This is a genomic window from Sphingomonas sp. Root720 (assembly GCF_001428605.1).
In the GTDB taxonomy this organism is placed as follows: domain Bacteria; phylum Pseudomonadota; class Alphaproteobacteria; order Sphingomonadales; family Sphingomonadaceae; genus Rhizorhabdus.
Window position 1 is genome coordinate 524,399 of record NZ_LMID01000001.1, and the last position, 22,245, is coordinate 546,643.

The window sequence follows — 22,245 nt, forward strand, 5'->3', positions numbered from 1 at the left end:
GTCAGGCGACCTTCGCAGGGCGGCGCTCGTTCCGCGCCTGTGCCGCGCGGGCGGCGTGGCGACCTGCGCGCCGCCCCGAAAAGACCCCGTCGGCGATCGACAGGCCGCTGATATAGCCGTTCGAATGCAGCCCCACCGCGGCCATGCCGGCGGCGTAGAGTCCAGGGATCGCCGCGCCGTCCTCGCGCAGCACCTCGCCGCTGTCCTCGTCCACCCTGAGGCCGCCGAGGGTCATGAACTTGGTCAGGGCATGGCGGTTGCTCATGCACATGTTGACGGCATAGAGCGCCCCCTTGCCCAGCGGCCTGCGCAGCACCTCGGTCTTGCCGACCGCATCGGGCCTGCCCTCGGCGATGTCGAGGTCATGCCGTTCGATCGCGGCCGACAGCGCCGCCGGGTCGATGCCGATCCTGCGGGCGAGCGCGGCCGCGTCGCCTCCCCGCCGGGTACCGCCCAGCACATAGTTCGCCAGCATCGGCACCCCGAAATATTTGAACCGCTGCCAGCCGCAGGTCAGCGCCTCCCAGATCGACTGACGGAAGCTCCGGCCGTTGACGATCAGCCAGGCGTCCCCGTCCGGCTGCTTGGCGATCTCCCCGCCGATCATACTGACATAGGCGTCCTCGGGGACGAAGCGGTCGCCCGCGCGGTTGACGATGATGCCTTCGAGCAGTGCCTCGGGCGGGGCGATGTTGCGGGCGATGTAGAGCGAGTCCATCCGTCCCGCCGCGCCCCCCGCCGACAGGCCCATCTCCAGGCCCGATCCGTCATTGCCCATAGTGGAAAGCCGGTGGGTGGCGTCGTAATGCCGGGCGAAAGCGCTGTCGTGGCGATCGATCAGGTCGCGGCTATAGGCAAAGCCGCCGGTGCTGAGGACGACGCCGCCCCGCGCCCGCAGCCGCAGGGTCGTGCCGTGCCGCTCCTCCATCGCACGCATGGCGCGCAACGCACGTTCGGTACGGCCATGATTGTGCGGCACATAGGGGCTGACCCGCCCGTAGAGCGCCTGCTGCCTGGCATGCTGCGACGGGTGGAGCGCGACGACCTCGATGCCCAGCACCCTGCCCTGCGGGTCGCAGATCAGGCGATTGGCGCGGGTGTGGAGCATCGTCGCGATCCCGGCCTCGGCGATCGAGCGGCGCAATGCGGCGATATAATGGGCGCCGCCGAACCCCGCGCCGACCGCGCGGTGGCCGCGCGGCGACGGCTTGGCCCTGGCGACATAGGCCGGGGATTTCTCGTTGCCCGAATAATAGAGGAACTTGCCCTCGGGCGGATAGGTGATCTTGTCGAGATAGGCCTCGCCCGAATAGCGGACGCCATGGCCGATCAGCCAGTCGACATCGGCCGCGCTGCCCTCGCAGAAGCGCTCCAGCGTCTCCGGCCTGACGACGTCGCCCACCTCGATCCGCAGATAGTCGAGCATGTCCTCGACACGGTCGTCGAAGCCGGCTTCCTTCTGGAAGCGCGTGGCGCCGGCATAGATGACGCCACCGCTATAAGCGGTGGTCCCACCACCCCCGAAGCGGTCGAGCAGGATGACTTTGACGCCGCTCTCGCGCGCCTGGAGCGCGGCCGATGCGCCGGCGCCGCCGAAGCCCACCACCACGACATCGGTCTCGCTGTCCCACGCAATCGCATCACCATCCTCGATCACGATCGGCGCCATCATCCCTCTCCTTTTCCGATGCATAAACCTTACATCGTTTTATAATAAGCGCGTTGCGCTCTGAAGCCGCCGCTCTCCCGCCCTGGCGGGGAAAGAGCTTAGAGCCGCTCGACGATCGTCACGTTCGCCACGCCGCCCGCCTCGCACATGGTCTGCAGGCCATAGCGTGCGCCACGCCGGCGCAGCGCATGGACCAGGGTCGCCATCAGCTTCGTGCCCGAGGCGCCGAGCGGATGGCCGAGCGCGATCGCGCCGCCGTGGACGTTGAGCTTTTCGGGATCGGCGCCGCTATGCTTGAGCCAGGCGAGCGGGACCGAGGCGAACGCCTCGTTGACCTCGTACAGGTCGATCTCGCCGATCGTCATACCCGCCTTGCGCAGCGCCCTTTCGGTAGCGATCAGCGGCTCCTCGAGCATGATCACCGGATCGCCGGCGGTCACGGTGAGATTGTGTATCCGCGCCAGCGGGGTCAGGCCATGCGCCTTCAGCGCGGCTTCCGACACGACCAGCACCGCCGAGGCGCCGTCGCAGATCTGGCTGGCATTGGCGGCAGTGACGACACCGCCTTCCTGCAAGGTCTTCACCCCGCCGATCGCTTCGAGCGACGTATCGAAGCGGATGCCCTCGTCGATCCTGTGCAGCGCCGGCCCTTCGGGCGTCTGGATCTCCAGCGGGACGATCTCCGCATCGAAGTCGCCGCGCTCGGCCGCCGCTGCCGCGCGGCGATGGCTTTCGAGCGCGTAGCGGTCGAGGTCGTCGCGGCTCAAGCCGTATTTCCGGGCCATCATCTCGGCGCCGACGAACTGGCTGAAGGCGATGCCGGGATAGCGGCGCTCCTGCCCCGGCGACTTGGCGACGCCGAGCCCCGCATCCTGAAAGAGCTTGCCCGTCGAGAACATCGGCACCCGCGTCATGCTTTCGACGCCGGCGGCGATCACCACGTCCTGGGTGCCCGACATCACCGCCTGTGCGGCGAACTGGATCGCCTGCTGAGAACTGCCGCACTGCCGGTCGATCGAGACGGCGGGGACGGATTCGGGAAGACCCGACGCCAGCACCGCATTGCGGCCGATCTGGAAGGCCTGTTCGCCGCCCTGGCTGACGCAGCCCATGATGACGTCCTCGATCGCGGCCGGATCGATGCCGCTGCGCGCGACGATGGCGTCGAGCACCGCGCCGCCCAGGTCGGCGGGGTGCCATCCGGCAAGCTTGCCGTTGCGGCGGCCGCCGGCGGTCCGCAGGGCATCGACGATATAGGCTGCTGGCTGGGCCATGGTCTCTCCGAGAAATCTATCATTGATCGGCAAAGGCATATCAGTCACATATTTGCCAATCAATGTTAGATAATTTTTCGCGGTAAAAATATGGAGGAGCGGATGGGCATCGCGGGCAGGACCGTCGTCATCACCGGGGCGAGCAGCGGGATAGGAGAGGCCGTCGCGCTGCGGCTGGCGCAGGAGGGTGCCGCGGTCGTGCTCGGCGCGCGGCGCGCCGATCGGCTCGACGGCGTGGTCGCCCGGATCGAGGCGCGGGGCGGGAAAGTGGCGGCGCAGGCCTGCGACGTGACGCGGCGCGCCGATCTCGAAAACCTGGCCGCCCTGGCAATGGCGCGATGCGGCCGCATCGACGGGCTGATCAACAATGCCGGCGTCATGCCGATCTCGCGGCTCGACATGTTCGACGTCGATGGCTGGGACCGCACGATCGACACCAACATCAAGGGCGTCCTCTACGCGATCGCCGCCGTGCTGCCGCAGATGAAGGCGCAGAAGAGCGGCCATATCATCTCGATCGCATCGGTCGCGGGGCACAAGATCAACGGCGGATCGGCGGTCTACGCCGCGTCCAAATTCTCGGTGCGCGTGATTTCCGAGGCGCTGCGCCAGGAAGTGACGGCCGACGGCATCCGCGTGACCATCATCTCCCCCGGCGCGACGCAGAGCGAATTGTTCGAGAAGATCGACGACCCCGCCTCGCAGAAGCGGCTCGAGGGCGCGTCGGAGATCGCCCTGCCCGCCGACAGCGTCGCACGGGCGATCCTTTACGCTATGAACGAGCCCGATGCCGTCGACATCAACGAGATCGTGATACGCCCCCAGGCGCAAGAAATGTGATCGGGAGAGAGACATGGCAAACGACGCGCCCATCCTGCTCATCCACGGCGGCTGCCATCGCGGCGATTGCTGGCGGCTGTTGATCCCCGCTCTGCAGGCGCTCGGACGGGAGGCGGTGGCGATAGACCTGCCTGGTCATGGCCGCGACCCCGAAACCGATCCGCTGCCCAGGACGCTCGACGATGGAATAGCCGCCACGCTTGCGGCCCTGCGTACGTTCGACCGGCCGGCGCTGCTGGTCGGCCACTCGCTGGGCGGCATGACGATTTCGGGCGCGACCGAACAGGCGCCGGATCTGGTCGAACGACTCGTCTATATCTCGGCCCTGCTGCCGCGCGACGGCGACAGCGGCGCCGCGCTGGCGGCCACGCCCGGCCTGCGCGCCGAGGTCGGCAGCTATATGCTCGACGACGGGCTGCGGGTCGGCGTGAAGCCCGAGGAGGCCGGCCGCCTGTTCTACGCCGACTGCGCGGAAGATGTCGCGGCGGCCGCGACGCAGGCGTTGGTGCCGACCGACCTGAGCTACATGACCACGACGGTGACGCTGTCGACAGACAGCTTCGGCCGCGTCCCCAAGACCTATGTCCATTGCCTGCGCGACCAGGCGATCGAGATGCGCGCGCAGATCAGCTTCCGCTCGGCCGCGCCCGGCGTCGAGGTGCGCGAGATCGACGCCAGTCACTCGCCCTTCCTGTCGCGCCCGGCTGAGCTGGCGGCGCTACTGGCGGGGCTTTAGGCCGTCCGTCGGGGTCGAAACTCAGCGCGGCGCCATCCGGATCGCGCCGTCCAGCCGGACATGCTCGCCGTTGAAATAGCTGTTCCGGCACATCTCCAGCACCAGCGAGGCATATTCGGGCGGCGCGCCGAAGCGCTTCGGGAAGGGCACGCTGGCGGCCAGCGAGTCCTTCACATGATCGGGCGCAGCGTTCATCAGCGGGGTGCTGAAGATGCCCGGCAGGATCGCGTTGACGCGGATGCCGTCATCCATCAGGTCGCGCGCCACCGGCAGGGTCAGGGCGACGATGCCGCCCTTCGATGCCGAATAGGCGGCCTGCCCCGCCTGGCCGTCCTGCGCCGCGGCGGAAGCGGTGTTGACGATCACGCCGCGCTCGCCGTCCTCCATCGTATCGAGCGTCAGCATTCCCGCCGCCGACTTGGCGATGCAGCGGAAGGTGCCGACCAGGTTGATCTGGATGATCCTGTCGAAATCGGCGAGCGGGAAGTGGCGGATCGTGCCGTCCTTGCGCGAGCGCGCAGCCGTCTTGATCGCATTGCCGGTGCCGGCGCAGTTGACGAGGACGCGTTCCTGGCCATGCGTCGCGCGCGCCTTCTCGAAGCCGGCATCGACCGAGGCGTCGTCGGTGACGTCGACCGCGCAGAAGGTCCCACCGATCGCGGCGGCGACCGCTTCGCCCGCGTCCCGGTTAAGATCGAAGATCGCGACCTTCACCCCATTGGCCGCGAGCAGCCGTGCCGTCGCCTCGCCCAGGCCACTCGCGCCACCGGTGACGACCGCTGCTGTTCCCTTCAGTTCCATGGCTTTACCTCTTGATCCTCATGTGAAATCCGTGCGGCGATCAGGCCGCGTGAAATGAGCCGTTCTCGGCGGCCAGCCTGCGCAGCAGCGGCGAGACGCCGTCCGCGCCCGACCCCTGTTCCAGCGTCGCGACGACCGACTTCAGCCCGGCCAGGTCCGCCCAGAACAGCGGACCGCCCTGCCATGCGGGCCAGCCGAAGCCGAGCACCATCGCGACGTCGACATCGGAGGCGCGCAACGCGACGCCGTCCTCGACGATGCGCGCGCCTTCGTTGACGATCGGGGCGAGCAGCCGCCGGACGATGGCGGCATCGCCGCTCTCGGAGCCCTCGCCCCCGCCCTCGACGGGGCCGAACAGGCCGGGCGGAAAGCCGAACCCGGTCATTGCCCGATCGATCGCGCGGGCAGAAGCGCCCTCTTCCCGCAAGGAGTCTGCCGCCGCGCGGCCCGCCGCGAGCGCCCGCGTCCCGATCAGGCCGGGCGTTCCCGACGATACCACCGGCACCCGCCCAAGCTTGCGGGCCAGCGCCAACGCGGTGGCAAGCGCGACATCGCCGGTCCGGGGGCCGCGCCCGATCTCCAGCAGGCGATTGCCCGCGACCGGCGGCAGATGCAGGCCGATGACGCCCTCGGATCGCCCGGTCCGTTCCGCCACCGCGTCGATGTCCGCCATGGGATCGGCGACCACGATCAGGTCGGCAGCGGCGCCGTCCGATACCACCGGCAGCGAGAGGGTCTCGAAGGCTCGGCGAAGCGCATCGGCCCGATCGCCATCGCCGAGCACCGACACCGACGCCGAAGCAAGTGGCCGGACCTCTCGGCCGATGCCCGGCACCTTCGCCGCTGCCCGCTCGGCGAAGAATATGTGCCGCTGCGCCAGCGACTCGCTGCTCTCCATCAACTCCTCGAACAGCGCCTGTTCGACCGCACGCCCTTCGTCGAAGGGTAGCCGGGTCGAGGCCTCGATCGCCCGGAGGATATGGCCCGGCGCCTTGTAGCCGACGAAGCTGGCGGCATGATCGGCGCGAACCCGGGCGAAGAACGCGCTGGCGGCGGCGGCGGTGATGTCGGGCGCCCGATCCCGGGTGCGCGGCAAGCCGCCCTCGGATGCGGCCTTGCGCGCCATCGCGATCGCGGCCTCGCGCAGGTTGTCGTCCGCAACCGCATCGATCAGCCCGATCTCCTTCGCCTTGGGCGCGCCGACCGGCCGGCCCGACAGCATCAGGTCGACGGCGGCGGCGACGCCGACGAGGCGGGGTGTACGCTGGGTGCCGCCCGCGCCGGGCAGAAGTCCCAGCTGGACCTCCGGCAGGCCGAGCTTCGCGTCGGCGGCGGCGACCCGGTAATGACAGGCCAGCGCGAGTTCGAGCCCGCCCCCCAGCGCGGTGCCGTGGATCGCGGCGACGATCGGCTTGGGCGACGCATCCATGCGCGCATAGATATTATTGAGGCCCGGCCCGGCAATGACGCCGGTGAACTCGGCGATATCGGCACCGGCGAAGAAGGTCCGGCCGTCGCAGGCGATGACGATCGCCTTGACCGCGTCCGACGCGATCGCGCGGCCCAGCGCCTCGTACAACCCCGACCGCACCGCATAGCCGAGCGCGTTGACCGGCGGGGAGTCGGAGACGATCAGTGCGACGCCGTCACGGACGGCTTCACTGACGACGGATGCGGTAGCAGTATCGGTCATAGATGCTCCGGCGGGGCGATCGGCCTAGCGATAGGAAGGCTCGGACCACCAGGGAAAGAAATCGGGCATGTCGGTGGAGACACGGTCGACGAAGCGCGCCGGCCGCTTCTCTAGGAAGGCGGCCACGCCCTCGGCCACATCGGCGCTGCTTCCGCGCGCCAATATGCCGCGGCTGTCGACCCGGTGTGCCTCCATCGGATGGCTGTAGCCCAAGCCGCGCCACATCATCTGGCGGATCAGCGCGACCGCCACCGGCGCAGTCCTGTCGGCGATCTCGCGCGCAATGGCACGGGCGGCGGGCAACAGGTCCTCGGGCGGGTACACCGCCTTGACCAGCCCGGCGGCCTGCGCCTCGGCAGCGGGAACGACCTTGCCGCTATAGCACCAGTCGAGCGCCTGGCCGATGCCGACGAGGCGCGGCAGGAAGAAGGCCGAGGCCGCCTCGGGGACGATCCCGCGCCGCGCGAAGACGAAGCCGATGCCGGCACTTTCGCTGGCGAGGCGGATGTCCATTGCCAGGGTTATCGTCGCGCCGATGCCGACCGCCGGGCCATTGATCGCCGCTATGACCGGCTTGAGGCAGTCGAACAGCCGCAGCGAGATCAGCCCCCCGCCGTCGCGCGCCGCCTCCGCGCCGTAATCGAAGCTGCCGTCGGGCTTGCGCAGCGCATCCTGTTCGTCGTCGCGGGTGAAGACGGCCGTGCCGTCGCTGATGTCGGTCCCCGCCGAAAAGGCGCGCCCCGCCCCGGTGAAGATCACCGCGCGGACATCGTCGTCGGCATCGATCCGGTCGAGTGCGTCGAGGACCTCGTCTATCATCCGGTAGCTGAAGGCGTTGAGCTTCTCGGGCCGCGACAGGGTGACCGTCGCGATTCCGTCGGCAACGCGGTAATCGATGGCCGTGTAGCTCATAGCGACTGCCCGTCGTCGACGCTCATCACCGCTCCGGTCGTCTGGGCGCTGGCGCCGCTGCACAGGAACAGCAGCATCGGATCGAGCGAGGCCATGTCCATCACCCGGTCGCGCACGAAACTCGCCTTGAGCCTGCGCCCGGCCTCGGTCTCGAAATAGTCGCCGACCAGATCGGTCGCGACATAGCCCGGCGCGATCATATTGACGTTGATGCCCTTGTTCGCCCAGTCGCGCGCCAGCACCCGGCCCATCTGTTCGACCGCCGCCTTGGTCGCGCTGTAGACCGGCGTACCGGGGGATATCTGCCTCGCGGTGATCGAGGAGACGATGACCACTCGCCCGTCGCCGCGTTCGGGCGATCCGGCGGCGATCATCCGCCGCGCGCCTTCGCGCGCGGTCAGGAACACGCCGCGCAGGTTGACCGAGACCATCTGGTCGAAACTCTCCATGGCGAGCCCCAACGCGCTGCCCGGCACCGTCACGCCGGCATTGGCGATCACGGTGTTCACCGTGCCGAACGCCTTTTCCGCCGCGTCGTAGGTGGCGATGGTGGAAGCTTCGTCGGTGACGTCCATCGGCACCGCGACGGCTTCGCCGCCGGCCGCCACGATGTCCGCGCGCAGACTGTCGAGGTGCGCCGCCCGCCGCGCGGCCAATACCACCTTGGCGCCCGACGCGGCCAGGATGCGTCCGAAATGCGCGCCGATGCCCGACGACGCGCCGGTGACCAGCACGACCCGGCCATGCAGGCCGAACCCGAAGGCAGCGCCCGGCGCTCCAGACATGATCCCCTCCTCCGCCACCATCGGCCAATAATCATACACCGATAGAGTCCAGATCGCACCGCGTCAATTATCGAGACGGCAAGGTTTGCGCCATTGATCGCTATCGAAAATCTTCGATATCATGGTGCAAATAGGCAGCCTCGGAGAAAAGCGGCGGCGCCCGCTTGACGGGCTTCGCAAAGCTGCCTTTAGTGATTTTTCGGGAGAGGAGTCATACCATGTATGATAAAGAGCAACCATCGCCGGACGACGATATCTTGCGGATCGAGCATGAGAATGGCGTCGACTGGCTGACGCTCAATCGCCCGGATCGGCTGAATGCGCTCGACAACCGCCTGATCGGCCGGCTCCACGCCTATTTCGGCGCCCTGTCCACCGACTCGCCGACCCGCGCGATCGTGCTGCGGGGGGCGGGACGCGCCTTCTGCGCCGGGCTCGACCTCGACGATCTCCAGGGCGACGAGGTCGCCTCCTCCGAAGCGCTGCTCCGCCGGCAGAAGTCGATCTCCGGCCTGATCCTGACGATGCGCCGCGTGCCGCAGCCGATCGTCAGCCTGGTCCATGGCGCGGCCTGCGGCGGCGGCTTCGCCCTGGCGCTGGCGTCGGACATCCGCATCGCGGGCAGGAGCGCGCGGATGAACGCGGCTTTCATCAAGCTGGGCCTGTCGGGCTGCGACATCGGTGTCTCCTACCTCCTCCCCCGCCTGGTCGGCGCCTCGGTGGCGTCGGAACTGCTGCTTACCGGCAACTTCATCCATGCCGATCGGGCGCTGGCGACCGGCCTAGTCTCGTCGGTCGTCGATGACGATGCGCTGGCCGACGCCGCCCGCCCCTTCGTCGGGGCGATGATGGCCGCATCGCCGCTGGGGCTGCGGATGACCAAGGAATGCCTGCGCATGAGCATCGACGCTCCCAGCCTCGACAGCGCGATCGAGATGGAGGACCGCACCCAGGTGATCTGCGCGTTGGGCGGCAATCTGGTCGAGGGCGTCGCCGCCTTCCGCCGGAAGCGGGAGCCCGCCGCTTGACCGTCGATGCCACGCCGATCGAGCGACGGAGCTTCCGCCTGCGCGACGGGATCGACCTGATCGCCGATGTCGGCGGCCCGATCGATGCGCCCGTCGTCGTCTTCCTGCATGGCGGCGGCCAGACACGGCACAGCTGGGCCAGGGCACTCCCCGCCGTGATCGCCGCCGGCTACCGCGTGATCAACTATGACGCGCGCGGGCATGGCGACAGCGGCTGGTCCCCCGATGGCCGCTATTCGATGCCGATCCGTGCCGCCGATCTGGGCGAGGTGCTGCGCGACATCGGCGCGCCGATCGCGCTGGTCGGCGCGTCGATGGGCGGGGTCACCGCGCTGCAGCTGATCGGCGACGGCATCGCCCCCGCGCCGTCGGTGCTGGTGATGGTCGACATCGTCCCCCGCCCCGATCCCGCCGGCACCGGGCGGGTCATGGCCTTCATGGCATCCCACCGCGACGGCTTCGCCACCATCGAGGAGGCAGCCGACGCCGTCGCGGCGTATAACCCACATCGGCCCCGACCGAATAACCCGGCTGGCCTCGCGCGCAACCTGCGCCTGCGGGAGGATGGCCGCTATCACTGGCACTGGGACCCGGCGATCATCGCCGCCCGCCTCGCCCCGCCCGAGCCGGGCGCACCGGCCACCGACATGGTCGCCCATGCCCGCAAGATCCGTATCCCCACCCTGCTGGTGCGCGGCCTGTCGAGCGATGTCGTGACCGATGCGTCGGTCGAGGAGTTCCAGGCGCTCTGCCCGACGCTGGAGGTCTTCAACGTCGCCGGCGCCGGCCATATGGTGGTCGGCGACAGCAACGCGATCTTCAATCAGGGGATAGTGGCGTTCCTGGAGCGCCACATGCCGGCGCGGGGTGGGTGAGTTTCATTAAGCCGACTTTCCGGATCCGACCCATTAGGAGCCGCTAGACAGGTCTCATCGAACACCGGTAAGCTGCCGTTGCAGTCTGCGCGGAGACGTGAAGCATGATACTGCTAGCTTTGGCGCTCGCTCTTACAGCCGCCGCACCGCCAGGTTGCACAGACGTCAGGCAAGAGTGCCGCGCTTGCACGACACATGATGGCAAGCGAGTTTGCTCCAACATCGGCATCGCCTGTCAGCCTTCGATCCGCATCTGTCATCCCAAAGCCAAACCGGTGCGGTCGGGACGACTGAAGACAGTGGAGCCAAATGGCCACTGACGACTTAATTGCGGTCAACTAACGCGCCAATGACGTCGCCCAGAAGCAGAAGCTAAGTAATGGGTTTTACAGGGGAGATGGTTTCGCTGCTATCGGCCCAATGTACGAGAGCGGACGCAAGCCAGCGCGCCTCATCGGCGCGGAGCCGCACGGTCACACGACGCCCCTCGGCATCAACGACGAACTGCAATTGACTCGGACCGGTGGCACCGATCTCCAAGCCATCGAGAGAAGCGATCAAGGCCTTGCGCCGGAACATCCACACATGGTGCTCGAACCCTGCATTTTAGCAAGAGGCAGTTCTGACCCAAACTCGGTCGTTGAAGGCATAACCCGCTGTCGCCGAAAGCCGACATTGACGGCGGCTCCCAATCTTCGGTTAGATATAGCGATGCAGAACTTTCATCCCGAAGAAACCGAGCCGAGCTATTTCGCTTACAGCGCTACCCTGCGCATCGACGGAACCGACCTGCCATTTGGCGAAATTGCGCAGCGTTTCGGCGCAGAGGCATCCCATCAACATCGAAAGGGCGAACAACGCAGACCGAACTCTCGGCCTTATCGATCAGACGCATGGCACCTGACGGCCGCTACTCCGGAAGAGAGCGAGCTTACAGAGCACCTTCGCGAGCTCTGGCGACAGGTTAAGCCGCATGTCGAGTATCTGCGTTCACTCGACGCCGAGGTCGATGTGTTTTGCGGCTACCGATCGAATCACGGTGCGGCAGGATTTGAAGTCCAACCTGACGCCCTTGAGATTTTTCGCGCCCTCGACGTTCCGTTTGGGCTCTCCGTGATCGTCGATAGTTGGCTCGAACAGCGCTTGGACGCGCCCACCATCCAGTAGCGCTATTTACAATAGGCTGGCGTCCAAGAACTTCCGGACCGCTTTCCACCCCATTTCGGATGTAGAAGCGACGCCGCGATACCCGAAACCTGCCAGTCCGGAATCGACCCGATTTCAGTCGTTTAGGCCTTGCCTCACGTGTTCCTAAAGCGGGCACGATTTTGAGCTTCAGCAGATTGGTTCAATACCAAGATCAATCCCGAGACGCGCCATGTCAGCAAGAAGCTCAACATCAAAGACCTCGCCGTGGCCGCTCGGTGACCACGAAATGAAAAAGCTAAGTTTGCCCCCAGTACTCCGCAGTGCGCTGATGAACGGGCCGGCGTGTTCAAGCTTTCTCAGCGTTTCACGGAGAAAATCGGCAAGCTCGCCATCATTTCCATCACCAATATCGAAGACGCAGTAACTCTTATCATATGTACCGGGTAACGGAGTGCCCTTTGGCGTCACGCGCTGTTCGCCGACCATCCAAAATCGTTTAGGCGGCAGACCCATACCGACAATAATATCCTGCGGATCGGCACTAGGGTGCCAAACTTGAAGCGAGACGCTGTAGCTGAAGCTCATGCGCGATATGCTACCGCCAGGGGTGTGAGGGCGCCAGTGTCCGCTATCTCGCATTGGCCACCGAAAGCCGACGGTCGGCTCCCCACCCCATGCAGGACGTTAAGCCAGACCGATCGCGATCCGAAAAGCGGCCAGTCAGCTCACGACCCGGCAGTGGTCGTTCGGCGTTGGTTTGTCGTTTCCCATTAGCTGCCGTTGCTACCAATCTCGTCCTGGCATACTGACGGGGCATGGAAAGTAGCCGCCCCCGTTGGGACAAGCACTTAGCCGCCAAGTTGGATGGCGCGGTCGTCCTTGTCGGGATGACCTACATTGAACCGAGCGGCCCTCGCGTCGAGCAATTCTTCGGGACGGTAATAGAAACCCATGAGACCAGAGGGGTTGTGCTTCGCCTGGAAGGAAGTCGATCGGGAGAAACTTATCGATTGCCGCCCGATCTGGGGGCTTTCTTCCCAGCCAAGCCCGGCTCTTATACGCTGCGACAGACTGGCGAAGTAGTTAACGATCCTGATTACACGGCGACTTGGGAGTTAAATCCACCGCGAAACTGACGGCCGTTTTTGATCCTCAAGCTGCGAAAAGCGGTCAGTCTGCTCCCCGCCCCATTCTGGACATACCGATCATTCGCGGCACCGCCCAAAACAGATATTACGCGCCCGCTTTCAAGCATTCCCGACCTGACCGAGCGTGCGGGCGAAGAGCGCGATCAGTTCAGCGAAAGCGCGCTCGGCGGCCGGCTGGTTGTAGATCGGCAGGTCGTTCATGGTCCAACCGTGGATCGCGCCCGCGTAGATTTCGCAGCGATGCGTTACGCCCGCTTCCGTGAGCGCCGTCTCGAGCCGCTCGGCCATCTCGGGCGGATAGGCGCGGTCCCTGTCGGCGCCCGCGACATAGATTTCGGCCGCGATCTGCGGCGCCAGCAGGTGCGGGCTGTCGGCCGCGTCGGTCGCCAGGCTGCCGCCATGGAAGCTCGCCGCCGCAACGATCCGATCGGGGAAGGTCGCCGCCGCCGTAAGCGCCATGCCACCGCCCATGCAATAGCCGGTGACGCCGACCTTGCGGCCCTTCACGTCGGGCCGCGTATCGAGGAAGGCCAGGAACTGCGCGGTGTCGGCCGCCGCCTTGCGGTTGTCGATCGTCGCCATCAGCGGGCCGATTTCCGCCCGGAAATCCTTGATTTCGGACGCGACGATCGGCGCATAGGGGCCGTGGCGGTAGAACAGGTCGGGCAGCAGCACGACATAACCCGCCGCCGCGATCCTCGCCGCCAGATCGATCATCGTCGGGCGGATCGCCAGCGCGTCCATATAGACGATCACCGCCGGCCACTGGCCTTCCCCGTCGGGGAGGAAGAGATGCGCGGGGCACGGGCCGTCCGCCGCCGGGATGACAAGCTGTTCGTGCATGATCGGTCTCTATCGCCGGGCGTTGGTCATCTTGAAGATATTGTTGCGCTGGACCGCCGACGATCCGCCGATGATCGGCATCAGCAGCGCGTCGCGGACGTACCGCTCGGCGTCGAAGTCCTTCACATAGCCATAGGCGCCGAGGATCGTCTGGCATTCGAGCGCGGCGCTCTTGGCGACCTCGGTCGCGAACAGCTTCGCCATCGAGGTTTCGACGCTGCATGGGCGCCGCTCGTTCGCCAGCCAGGCGGCGTGATAGAGGGTCAGCCGAGCGGCATGGATCTGGGTCTTCATGTCGGCCAGCTTGTGCTGGATCGACTGGAAGTCGGCGATATGCTTGCCGAACTGGCGCCGCTCGAGCGCATAGGTCCAGGCATCGTCGAGCGCCGCGCGGGCTATGCCGATGCCGATCGCCGCGACCTCCAGTTTCTCGACGTCCAGGCCGGGCCCGACCAGCATCGGCCATCCCTTGTTCCACGCCGCCTCGCCGCCGACCAGGTTCGCGATCGGCACCTCGACATTGTCGAAGGTCGTGTCGGTGGTCGGGGCGCCCTTCATCCCCATCGACTCGATCTTGGTGATGGTGACACCGGGCGCATCGGGCGGGATCAGCACGAAGGACAGGTTGCGGTGGCGTTCGTCGGCGGGGCCGGTGCGCACTAATGTATAGACATAATCGGCGATGCCGGCGCCCGAGCAGAAGCGCTTGGCGCCGTTGATCCGCAGCACATCGCCGTGACGCTCGGCGCGCGTCTTGACGCTGGCGAGGTCGGCGCCGGCATCGGGCTCGGTCAGGCCATAGGCGAACAGCATCTCGCCCGCGACGATCTTCGGCAGCAGCTCGCGCTTCTGCTCGTCGGTGCCGCATTCCTCGATGTTCATACCGGCATAGCAGGCCGCCATGATGTAAGGCACCGATACCGCCAGGCTGCGGCGCGACAGTTCCTCGATCACCACCATCGTCGCGACGATATCGCGGCCGACGCCGCCATATTCCTCGGGGATCGTCAGCCCGAGCACGCCAAGGTCGGCGAGCTTGCGGTGGACGTCGCGCGGGAAATGGTTGCGCGCGTCCCAGTCCTGGGCGGCGCTGCGCGGCATTTCCTTCTCGACGAAACGCTCGAGCGTCTCGCGCAGGGTGGTGACGATCTCGCTTTCGTCGAAGTTCATGCGATGCCCTTCGAACGCGCGAACACCGGCGGCCGCTTCTCGGAGAAGGCCTTGACCGCCTCGGCATGGTCCGGGGTCATATTCGACAGCGCCTCATAGGCGAGCGAAGCGTCCATGATCGAGGTGGCGAGGTCGCGCAGGCCGATATTGACCGACATCTTGGTCCAGCGGATCGCCTTGGTCGCGCCATTGGCGAGCCGGTCGGCGAAGGCGTCGACCCGCTCGTCGAGCTGGTCGGCCGGAACCACATGGTTGATCAGCCCCATCTGCGCCGCCTGGGTGGCGGTCATCAGGTCGCCGGTCAGCAGATATTCCTTGGCGCGGGCATAGCCGATCAGCTGCGGCCATATCACCGCGCCGCCATCCCCGGCGACGAAGCCGATGCTGACGTGCGGATCGCCGATCCTGGCATGTTCGGCGGCGAAGATGACGTCGCAGAACAGCGCGATGGTCGCGCCCAGGCCGGTGGCATGGCCGTTGAGCTTGGCGATCACCGGCTTCTCGCAATCGATCAGGCCGAAGACGATCTGCTTGGCCTCGCGCACCGTCTGCTCGAAGCGCTCGGGCTCGTCGATCGCCTCCTGCATCCAGGCGACGTCGCCGCCCGCCGAGAAGGCGCGACCCGCGCCGGTCAGCACGACGATGTCGCTGTCCGGATCGTTGGAGACGTCGACGAACAGCCGCGCCAGTTCGGCGTGGAGCACCGCGTCGGTCGCGTTGAGCTTCTCGGGCCGGTTGAGCGTGACCTCGAGCACCCGCCCCCGCCGGCCGAACAGGATCGTCTTGTAATCGTCGAACAATGCCATGGTCGCTCCCCTCAGGCGTCGGCGCGGATGCCGGACAGGACGGTGTCGTTCGCAAGGTCGCGCTCGGCCAGCCAGCGCGAGATGATCCCGACCGCCTCGGACAGATGCGACTTGCCGTCCTCGCCGGTGAAATAATGGTTGGCGTGGTCGATGGTGACCTTGACCTTGTCGTTCGATCCCATCGCCTCGAACATCTTGTCGGTATGCTCGGGCGGGCAGGCATCGTCGGCGCCGGCCGTCATCACCATGCCGGGCACGGTGATGCGCGGGCCCGAGACCACCGAGTCGAACTGGGCATAGTCGTAGCTCCACTGCGACAGCCAGCCGCGCAGCGAATTGAACCGGCCGAGCGCCGAGGCGCTGTCGTTCACCACCCGGGGATCGCCGAGATAGGTCAAGTTCGGCTTGCGCTGGTTGGGATCGACCGTGGGGTCGATCCAGCGCGGGTCGGCCATGGTGCGGTGGACGACGAAGCAATATTCGTCATGCTCGCGGCCCTTGGCCTTCAGTCCGGCCAGCTTGTCCTTCGCCCATTCGCTGATCTTGCGGTTGCGGGCGATCTGCGCGGCGCGGAAGCGGCTGAGGAACTCGGCGGTGAAGGGCGGCTGCGCCGGATTGGCCGGGTCGTAGATGTCGAGCGACGGATCGCGCTTCTCGGGGTCGATCTCGTCGAGCACCGACGGGTCGATCTGCCCGGTGAGCAGTTGGTGGCGGCTGCGGTGCGAGGCGACCAGCATGATCGCGTCAGCGGCGATCAGCTTTGCGCCCGCCAGCGGGGTTTCCTCGCCCGAGGCGGTCAGCTGGATCACCGGCTTCTCGGCCTCGGCCTGATAGCCCGCCATCAGCGACCCGCCGCCGCTCCAGCCGAGCAGCGCGACATTCTTGTAGCCGAGCCGTTCCTTGGCGTCCTTGATGCAGGCGCCGAGGTCGAGGACGGCATTCTCCATCTCCAGCGGCGCGTCGCCCGACGAATAGCGGGTCGCGCAGGCGACGATGTGGTGGCCGGCGCGGGCAAGCTGGGCGAACACCGGCAGCCAGGCGGGCGCGCCGACCGGATGCATGACGATCAGCGCGGTATCCGATGGATTCGGTCCCCGGATATGCTGCCCCTGCAGGACGATCGCGTCGTCGATCGCGCCGTAGATGTCCTTGCGAACATTCTTCTCGCGGTGAACGATCAGGAAGGGCGTGCGGCTGTAACGGACGGGTTCTGCCATGATGATGTCCTCGTGCTGGTCAGACGCTGCGGCTGCCGCCGAATTCGGCGCGGAGCGCCGGCTTCGCGATCTTGCCGGTGACGTTGCGGGGGAAGGATTCGACGATCCTGAGATGCTTGGGGTGCTTGTAGCGGGCGAGCTTGCCCTCGCAGCTGGCCTGGAGCGCTTCCAGCGTAACCTCATGGCCGTTGCTGGCGACGACGATCGCCAGGCCGACTTCCCCCCAGCGGGCGTCGGGCACGCCGATCACCGCGCATTCGGCGACCGCCGGATTGGTCATCAGCACGCCCTCGACCTCCGCCGAGAAGACGTTCTCGCCACCGGACTTATACATGTCCTTCACCCGGTCGACGACGAAGCAGAAGCCTTCCTCGTCCTGCCACAGCACGTCGCCCGTGCGGTGCCAGCCGTCGTTGCGCCGGATGGTGGCGGTGGCGTCGAGATAGCCGATCGTGACGCCGGGGCCGCGCACCCAGACCTCGCCCGGCTCCCCGCGCGCTACGTCCTCGCCCTTCTCGTCGACGATCCGCATGTCGATGTGCAGAGCCTTCTGTCCGCACGAGCCCGCCATGATCTTGTCGAGCCGGTCTGCGTTCATCGATGTGACGGGCCCCATCTCGGTCCCGCCATATTGCGGCACGAAGCGCGCGCCCTTGGGATCATAAGCCGCACGCAGCCGTTCGGAGACGCGGCCGCCGCCGCAGATGAAGCGGCGCAGGGTCGAAAAATCGGCCGCGGCGAAGGGATCGCTGTCGGCCATCATCTGGTACATCACCGGCGGCAGGCAGAGATGCGTCACCGCATTGGCCGGATCGCCGCAATATGCGGTCGTCGCCGCGGCGTCGAAGCGGCGCGCGATCGTCACCCGCCCGCCGAAGAACAGGATCGGGTTGCTGGCGGTGTTGAGCCCGCCGAAGTGGAATAGCGGCATCGGCTGGAACAGGTGTCCGCCCGGCTCGGCCGTCGCACAGAACTCGACCTGCTGGAGCGCGTGGATGACCATGCCGCCCAGGGTGACGATCGCCGCCTTGGGGGCGCCGGTCGTGCCGGAGGTATAGAGGATCTGCAGCGGTGCATCAGGATCGATCTCGGTCTCGCCCATCGCGTGCGACGAGTCGAGCAGCGCATCGAAATCGCCACCGGGGCTCCAGTCGTAGACATTCGGGATGGCGGTGTCGCGGGCGACTTGTCGGGCGGTCTCGCCCCAGACCGCGTCGGTCAGCATCAGTTTCGGCGCCATCTCCGTGCAGGCGCGGGCCAGTTCGGTCGAGGTGTGCCGGAAGTTCAGCGGTACCCAGACCAGACCGGCGCGGGCGCAGGCGAATTGCAGTTCGAAATGCCGGAGGTCGCCATCCGAGATATTGACGATCCTGTCGCCGGGGACCAGCCCGAGCCGCTCGCGCAGCGCATGCGCGATCTGTCCGACCCGGCTTTCGAGCTGCGCCCAGCTGCGCGTCTCGTCGGTATCGAAATTGTGAAGGGCAACCGCATCGGGCCGCGTGCGGGCATAATTAGCCACCCAATCCGCAGCAGCATATCTCATTCTATGACCCCTCCAGGCTTGAACGACGGTACCGGTTCAACCGGTTTTCTTCAGCTTTTGCCTAACACTGGTAGATTATGAACGCAATCGCTCATCCCGCAGCGATGTAGAAAATGATCGATAGAGGCGGCCATGATCGCTACAGAGGCGGAAGAACAGTTCGGAATATGGGGAAGCGTTGCCGATGGGTCGGCCCAAACAGGCTCTCATTTCGCGTCGCAGGACGCTGGAAGTCGCCTTGCGGATCATTGACGAGGAGGGCCTGGACGCCCTGAGCATCCGCCGCCTCGGAGACGAGCTGAACGTCCGCGGAATCTCGCTCTATCACCATTTCCGTAGCAAGGAGCACATCCTGGCGGGCGCCTGCGAACTGGCGCTGGCGGACGTGCGGACGCCGCACACGTCGAACAGCGATTGGCGCGAGTGGCTGGTCGACAATGCGCGCAAATATTATCTCGCGCTGCGCGCGCACCCGAATCTCATCCCGATCCTGATGCGCCGCCACCCGCTGCGCATCGGCCTGGCCGAGCATAATGCGACGGCGGGGTTGCTCGCAGTGCAGAACGTACCCATCGGCGCGATCATGCCGCTGATGGACGGGCTGGAGTCGATCGCACTCGGCTGCGCCGCCTATCAGTCGGCGGTGGAGGCCGACACCGGCACCGACAACTGGCAGGAAGCCAATCCCTTCCTGTTCCACGTCAGCCGCAGCGCCGAGGTGTCGAAGCTCGGCGCGTTCGAGGCGATCGCCCAGGCGGCGGTCGGCGCGATCCTGGAAACCTATCGCACCGAAGCCGAAGGCAAGCCCGCCGAACGGGCTTAAGGCCCACAACGCGCCTGAGCTCGCACCTGCCCCCACATATCGTCATGCTGAACTTGTTTCAGCATGACGGGTCAACCGGGGTTAGCCTAGCGATTATAGCTTTCGCGCTTGCCCTCGATGAAGGCAGTACGACCTTTGCTCGCCTCGCCCATGATGTTGAGCTCGTAGGTGTAGCTCATCTCGGCGCGATACGCCGTCATCAGCTCATGCGCCTTGGTGCTGTTGTTGAGCGATATCTTCAACCGGCGCATCGCCTCGGGGCTCTTGCCCGCGATCTTCGCGGCGATCTCCCGCGCGGCACCCGCCACCTCGCCATGCGTCTCGACAAGCCGGTAGATCGAGCCGAGCTCGTGCAGTTCCTGCGCCAGCACCGGATCGGCGGTCATCATCGCAGCGCGTACCCGTTTCTCGGGCATCATCCGGAGCGCCTGCACCGCGCCGGCCGTGGCGCCATTGTCGATCTCCGCCAGCACGAAGCGCGTGTCGCGCGACGCCACCAGCACGTCGGCCGATCCGGCGATCAACACGCCCGCGCCGACGCAATAGGCGTGGACGCCGCACACCACCGGCACCGCGCAGTGCAGCACCGCGAGGCTGAGCCGCATCGATCCCGAGGACTGGCCGAGAATGCCCTCGAAGCCCGGCAGCGCCTCGACCTCCTTGACGTCGCCGCCGCCGCAGAAGCCGCGGCCGTCGGCGCGCAACACGACGACCCTCACCTCGGGCTCGTCCTTCACCGCCTCGATTCGGGCGGCGAGATCGTGCAGCAGGCCGATGCTGAAGGCATTGACCGGCGGGCGGTCGATCACCAGCTCGAGGGTCCCGTCATCATGTAAATGCTCGTTGAACACCGTCTTCCCCTCGGCCTGGATGGAATGATTATCTAACGTCGTACCGTTACGAATCACGCGATCGCCCGGATCGGCTGGGCCTCGACCGCGCCAGTCGGCAGCGATCGTGCGGCAAGATGCCCCTCCCGGATCGCGGTTTGCAAATTCCGCGCGGCGAGCATGTCGCCGATGCAGACCGGCTCGATGCCATGCGCTTCCAGTTCCTCGACCAGTTCGGTCTGTCCGGGACGGATGCCGACCCAGACCACCGTGTCGGCGGCGACCGTCTCGATCTTCGCGCCGAAATTGGGGGCGATGTCGGCGCTGCCCGGCCGCGCCGCGACGAGCCGCGTGCCGACACGCAGGGTGAAATCGCCCTTGGCGTGAAGCCGTTCGAGCGCCGACTGGGTGCGCAGGGTGATGTCGATCTGCGGCGCGAACATCTTGTGCCGTGTCACGAAGGTGACCGCGAGCCCGCGTTCGAGCAGATCCTCGGCGCAGGCGATCGCCTCGTAATGGCCGACATCGTCGACGATCAGCGCACTCGCACCGCGATCGGCGCGCCGGTCGGAAAAAAGATCGATCGAGCTGACCACGACAGCGCCCGGCTCGACCGCGACGTCCTCCGCCGGGAACTGGACCTGCCGGAACGGTGCCTCGAACGCCGCGCCGACCGCGAGGATGACGATATCGGCGCCCTCCGCCGCGATGTCGTCGGCGCCCATATAGGTCGACAGCCGGACGTCGACGCCGAGCCGGTACACCTCGTCTTCCAGCCATCCGGCGATATCGGCGATCGTGCCCATGCGCGGCGCGGTGCGGTAGAGATTGGTCAGCCCGCCGAGCGACGGCATCGCCTCCGCCAGCACGACCTGATGCCCTCCGAGCGCGGCGATCCGCGCAGCCTCCATTCCGCCCGGGCCGCCGCCGACGACCAGCACGCGCAGCGGGCTGGCGGCCTTGCGGATCAGCCGTTCGGCCAGGGTCGTCTCGTCGCCCGCGGCGGTGTTCACCACGCAGCCGAGCCGTCCGAAGGTCGCGACCCGGCCGATGCAGCCCTGATTGCAGGCGATGCACGGCCGCACCCGATCGGGATGGCCGGCGGCCGACTTGGCGACGATGTCGGGATCGGCGATATGAGCGCGCACCATCGAGATCATGTCGGCTTCGCCCGCGCGCAGCACCTGCTCGACCTCCTCCAGCGTCCGGAAACGCCCGTTGAGCAGGCGCGGTAGCCTGAAGTCGGCCACCGGCGGCGCGGTGTGGGGGAGCTGGAATCCGGTCGGCGCGTCCATGCCGCCCACCTGATGGTGGAGCGCATAATAATCGCCATAGGACATGTTCACATAGTCGATCAGCCCCTCGTCCTGCAGACGGTGCGCAACGGTGCCGACCTCGTCCATGCCCAGGATGCGCGGGTCGGCGCTGTTGCTGAGCCGCACCCCGACGACGAAGCCCGGCGACACCGCGTCGCGCACCGCCGCGAGAACCCGGCGCAGCAGCCGCATCCGGTTGTCGAAGCTGCCGCCATAATCGTCCTCGCGCCGGTTGAGCACGGGGGACAGGAATTGCGCGAGCAGATAGCCGTGGCCCGCATGGATCTCGACCCCGTCGAGACCGCCCTGCTCCACCCGGCGCGCCGCCGCCGCATAGGCCGCGACCAGTTCGTCGATCCGGCGCGGGGTGAAGGGGCGCGGCGCGACCCCGGCGATCGGGCTGGGGACGGTCGACGGCGCGAAGGGCGGCGATCCGTCGGGCTGCATGTAGATATGGCCGCCATGCCAGAGCTGCTGGAACAGCCGCATGCCGGTCGGGGCGATCGTCTTTGCCAAACGCCGATAGCCTTCGATGATCGAATCGTCGAGATTGGCCAGCGACAACACCGCCGAGGGATGGACGCCGGCCGCTTCGAGGATCGTCAGCCCGACGCCGCCCTGGGCCCGCGCAAGATGATAGGCGATCAGCTCGTCCGTGATCTTGCCCGCCCGCGACATCATCGTCGCATGCGCGGTCCGGGCTATCCGGTTCTTGATCTCGAGCCCGCCGATGGTGATCGGGCTCAAAGCACGCTCGTACATGACGGCCTCTCCTGCTATTCACTTG

General features: G+C 66.7%; 20 protein-coding genes. 6 read left to right on the forward strand and 14 right to left on the reverse strand.

Annotated features, from left to right (window positions below; all coding sequences use genetic code 11):
• Window position 1 precedes the first annotated feature (1 nt).
• A complete protein-coding gene (locus tag ASE22_RS02435) occupies window positions 2-1,672 on the reverse strand; it encodes an FAD-binding protein (protein ID WP_056354449.1) in 1,671 nt (556 codons plus the stop codon).
• 95 nt (window positions 1,673-1,767) lie between these two features.
• Complete coding sequence (locus ASE22_RS02440) at window positions 1,768-2,943, reverse strand: acetyl-CoA C-acetyltransferase (protein ID WP_056354452.1); 1,176 nt, start codon at window positions 2,941-2,943, stop codon at window positions 1,768-1,770.
• 102 nt (window positions 2,944-3,045) lie between these two features.
• Here ASE22_RS02440 and ASE22_RS02445 point away from each other — a divergent pair, with 102 nt between their 5' ends.
• The gene (locus tag ASE22_RS02445; RefSeq protein WP_200933264.1) at window positions 3,046-3,783 is read left to right on the forward strand and encodes an SDR family oxidoreductase; all 738 of its coding nucleotides are present in this window, start codon (window positions 3,046-3,048) and stop codon (window positions 3,781-3,783) included.
• Window positions 3,784-3,796: 13 nt separating this feature from the next.
• Window positions 3,797-4,519, forward strand: a complete 723-nt coding sequence (locus tag ASE22_RS02450) for an alpha/beta fold hydrolase (protein ID WP_056354458.1) — start codon at window positions 3,797-3,799, stop codon at window positions 4,517-4,519.
• 21 nt (window positions 4,520-4,540) lie between these two features.
• On the opposite strand, the gene ASE22_RS02455 is transcribed toward ASE22_RS02450, so the two are convergent.
• The 4 genes from ASE22_RS02455 to ASE22_RS02470 are packed head-to-tail and all read right to left on the reverse strand — an operon-like array spanning window position 4,541 to window position 8,710.
• Window positions 4,541-5,320 (reverse strand): SDR family NAD(P)-dependent oxidoreductase, encoded by a 780-nt coding sequence (locus ASE22_RS02455; RefSeq protein ID WP_056354461.1) that lies wholly within the window; start codon window positions 5,318-5,320, stop codon window positions 4,541-4,543.
• A 40-nt stretch (window positions 5,321-5,360) separates the two neighbouring features.
• Window positions 5,361-7,013: an enoyl-CoA hydratase-related protein gene (locus ASE22_RS02460; RefSeq protein ID WP_082545785.1), complete on the reverse strand. Its 1,653-nt coding sequence runs from the start codon at window positions 7,011-7,013 to the stop codon at window positions 5,361-5,363.
• 24 nt (window positions 7,014-7,037) lie between these two features.
• Window positions 7,038-7,925 carry a crotonase/enoyl-CoA hydratase family protein gene (locus tag ASE22_RS02465; RefSeq protein WP_056354467.1) on the reverse strand — a complete coding sequence of 296 codons (888 nt, stop codon included), beginning with the start codon at window positions 7,923-7,925 and terminating at the stop codon, window positions 7,038-7,040.
• Entirely contained in the window at window positions 7,922-8,710 is a 789-nt protein-coding gene (locus ASE22_RS02470; protein ID WP_056356242.1) for an SDR family NAD(P)-dependent oxidoreductase, read from the reverse strand. Before ASE22_RS02470 ends, ASE22_RS02465 begins: the two co-directional genes overlap by 4 nt.
• A 218-nt stretch (window positions 8,711-8,928) precedes the next feature.
• On the opposite strand from ASE22_RS02470, the gene ASE22_RS02475 reads away from it, so the two are divergent.
• The 3 genes from ASE22_RS02475 (at window position 8,929) to ASE22_RS25990 (ending at window position 11,780) form a co-directional block, all read left to right on the forward strand.
• Window positions 8,929-9,738: an enoyl-CoA hydratase/isomerase family protein gene (locus ASE22_RS02475; RefSeq protein ID WP_056354470.1), complete on the forward strand. Its 810-nt coding sequence runs from the start codon at window positions 8,929-8,931 to the stop codon at window positions 9,736-9,738.
• Window positions 9,735-10,613 (forward strand): alpha/beta fold hydrolase, encoded by an 879-nt coding sequence (locus tag ASE22_RS02480; RefSeq protein WP_056354473.1) that lies wholly within the window; start codon window positions 9,735-9,737, stop codon window positions 10,611-10,613. Before ASE22_RS02475 ends, ASE22_RS02480 begins: the two co-directional genes overlap by 4 nt.
• Before the next feature lie 420 nt (window positions 10,614-11,033).
• Window positions 11,034-11,780, forward strand: a complete 747-nt coding sequence (locus ASE22_RS25990; protein WP_082545787.1) for a DUF4279 domain-containing protein — start codon at window positions 11,034-11,036, stop codon at window positions 11,778-11,780.
• Between the two features lie 168 nt (window positions 11,781-11,948).
• Here ASE22_RS25990 and ASE22_RS26605 read toward each other — a convergent pair whose 3' ends face one another.
• The 6 genes from ASE22_RS26605 to ASE22_RS02510 form a co-directional block, all read right to left on the reverse strand.
• Window positions 11,949-12,347, reverse strand: a complete 399-nt coding sequence (locus ASE22_RS26605) for a hypothetical protein (RefSeq protein ID WP_156397471.1) — start codon at window positions 12,345-12,347, stop codon at window positions 11,949-11,951.
• A gap of 662 nt (window positions 12,348-13,009) precedes the next feature.
• Entirely contained in the window at window positions 13,010-13,753 is a 744-nt protein-coding gene (locus ASE22_RS02490; protein ID WP_082545788.1) for a dienelactone hydrolase family protein, read from the reverse strand.
• 9 nt (window positions 13,754-13,762) lie between these two features.
• Window positions 13,763-14,923 carry an acyl-CoA dehydrogenase family protein gene (locus tag ASE22_RS02495; protein WP_056354482.1) on the reverse strand — a complete coding sequence of 387 codons (1,161 nt, stop codon included), beginning with the start codon at window positions 14,921-14,923 and terminating at the stop codon, window positions 13,763-13,765.
• Window positions 14,920-15,729: an enoyl-CoA hydratase/isomerase family protein gene (locus tag ASE22_RS02500; RefSeq protein WP_056354485.1), complete on the reverse strand. Its 810-nt coding sequence runs from the start codon at window positions 15,727-15,729 to the stop codon at window positions 14,920-14,922. Before ASE22_RS02500 ends, ASE22_RS02495 begins: the two co-directional genes overlap by 4 nt.
• 11 nt (window positions 15,730-15,740) lie before the next feature.
• Complete coding sequence (locus ASE22_RS02505; protein WP_056354489.1) at window positions 15,741-16,946, reverse strand: alpha/beta hydrolase family protein; 1,206 nt, start codon at window positions 16,944-16,946, stop codon at window positions 15,741-15,743.
• Between the two features lie 19 nt (window positions 16,947-16,965).
• Window positions 16,966-18,489, reverse strand: a complete 1,524-nt coding sequence (locus ASE22_RS02510) for an AMP-binding protein (protein ID WP_056354492.1) — start codon at window positions 18,487-18,489, stop codon at window positions 16,966-16,968.
• A 238-nt stretch (window positions 18,490-18,727) separates the two neighbouring features.
• Between ASE22_RS02510 and ASE22_RS02515 the strand changes: the two genes are divergently transcribed.
• A complete protein-coding gene (locus ASE22_RS02515; protein ID WP_235536082.1) occupies window positions 18,728-19,312 on the forward strand; it encodes a TetR/AcrR family transcriptional regulator in 585 nt (194 codons plus the stop codon).
• An 86-nt stretch (window positions 19,313-19,398) separates the two neighbouring features.
• Here the strand turns inward: ASE22_RS02515 and ASE22_RS02520 are convergent, their stop codons facing one another.
• Window positions 19,399-20,163, reverse strand: a complete 765-nt coding sequence (locus ASE22_RS02520; RefSeq protein WP_056354497.1) for an enoyl-CoA hydratase-related protein — start codon at window positions 20,161-20,163, stop codon at window positions 19,399-19,401.
• 53 nt (window positions 20,164-20,216) lie between these two features.
• Complete coding sequence (locus ASE22_RS02525) at window positions 20,217-22,220, reverse strand: oxidoreductase (RefSeq protein WP_056354499.1); 2,004 nt, start codon at window positions 22,218-22,220, stop codon at window positions 20,217-20,219.
• Window positions 22,221-22,245 lie beyond the last annotated feature (25 nt).

Coding starts and splice junctions, on each gene's coding strand:
- ASE22_RS02445 (WP_200933264.1), top strand. CDS start 3,046: ATGGGCATCGCGGGCAGGACCGTCGTCATCACCGGGGCGAGCAGCGGG.
- ASE22_RS26605 (WP_156397471.1), bottom strand. CDS start 12,347: ATGAGCTTCAGCTACAGCGTCTCGCTTCAAGTTTGGCACCCTAGTGCC.
- ASE22_RS02455 (WP_056354461.1), bottom strand. CDS start 5,320: ATGGAACTGAAGGGAACAGCAGCGGTCGTCACCGGTGGCGCGAGTGGC.
- ASE22_RS02465 (WP_056354467.1), bottom strand. CDS start 7,925: ATGAGCTACACGGCCATCGATTACCGCGTTGCCGACGGAATCGCGACG.
- ASE22_RS25990 (WP_082545787.1), top strand. CDS start 11,034: ATGTACGAGAGCGGACGCAAGCCAGCGCGCCTCATCGGCGCGGAGCCG.
- ASE22_RS02475 (WP_056354470.1), top strand. CDS start 8,929: ATGTATGATAAAGAGCAACCATCGCCGGACGACGATATCTTGCGGATC.
- ASE22_RS02490 (WP_082545788.1), bottom strand. CDS start 13,753: ATGCACGAACAGCTTGTCATCCCGGCGGCGGACGGCCCGTGCCCCGCG.
- ASE22_RS02470 (WP_056356242.1), bottom strand. CDS start 8,710: ATGTCTGGAGCGCCGGGCGCTGCCTTCGGGTTCGGCCTGCATGGCCGG.
- ASE22_RS02525 (WP_056354499.1), bottom strand. CDS start 22,220: ATGTACGAGCGTGCTTTGAGCCCGATCACCATCGGCGGGCTCGAGATC.
- ASE22_RS02510 (WP_056354492.1), bottom strand. CDS start 18,489: ATGAGATATGCTGCTGCGGATTGGGTGGCTAATTATGCCCGCACGCGG.
- ASE22_RS02435 (WP_056354449.1), bottom strand. CDS start 1,672: ATGATGGCGCCGATCGTGATCGAGGATGGTGATGCGATTGCGTGGGAC.
- ASE22_RS02450 (WP_056354458.1), top strand. CDS start 3,797: ATGGCAAACGACGCGCCCATCCTGCTCATCCACGGCGGCTGCCATCGC.
- ASE22_RS02495 (WP_056354482.1), bottom strand. CDS start 14,923: ATGAACTTCGACGAAAGCGAGATCGTCACCACCCTGCGCGAGACGCTC.
- ASE22_RS02440 (WP_056354452.1), bottom strand. CDS start 2,943: ATGGCCCAGCCAGCAGCCTATATCGTCGATGCCCTGCGGACCGCCGGC.
- ASE22_RS02500 (WP_056354485.1), bottom strand. CDS start 15,729: ATGGCATTGTTCGACGATTACAAGACGATCCTGTTCGGCCGGCGGGGG.
- ASE22_RS02460 (WP_082545785.1), bottom strand. CDS start 7,013: ATGACCGATACTGCTACCGCATCCGTCGTCAGTGAAGCCGTCCGTGAC.
- ASE22_RS02505 (WP_056354489.1), bottom strand. CDS start 16,946: ATGGCAGAACCCGTCCGTTACAGCCGCACGCCCTTCCTGATCGTTCAC.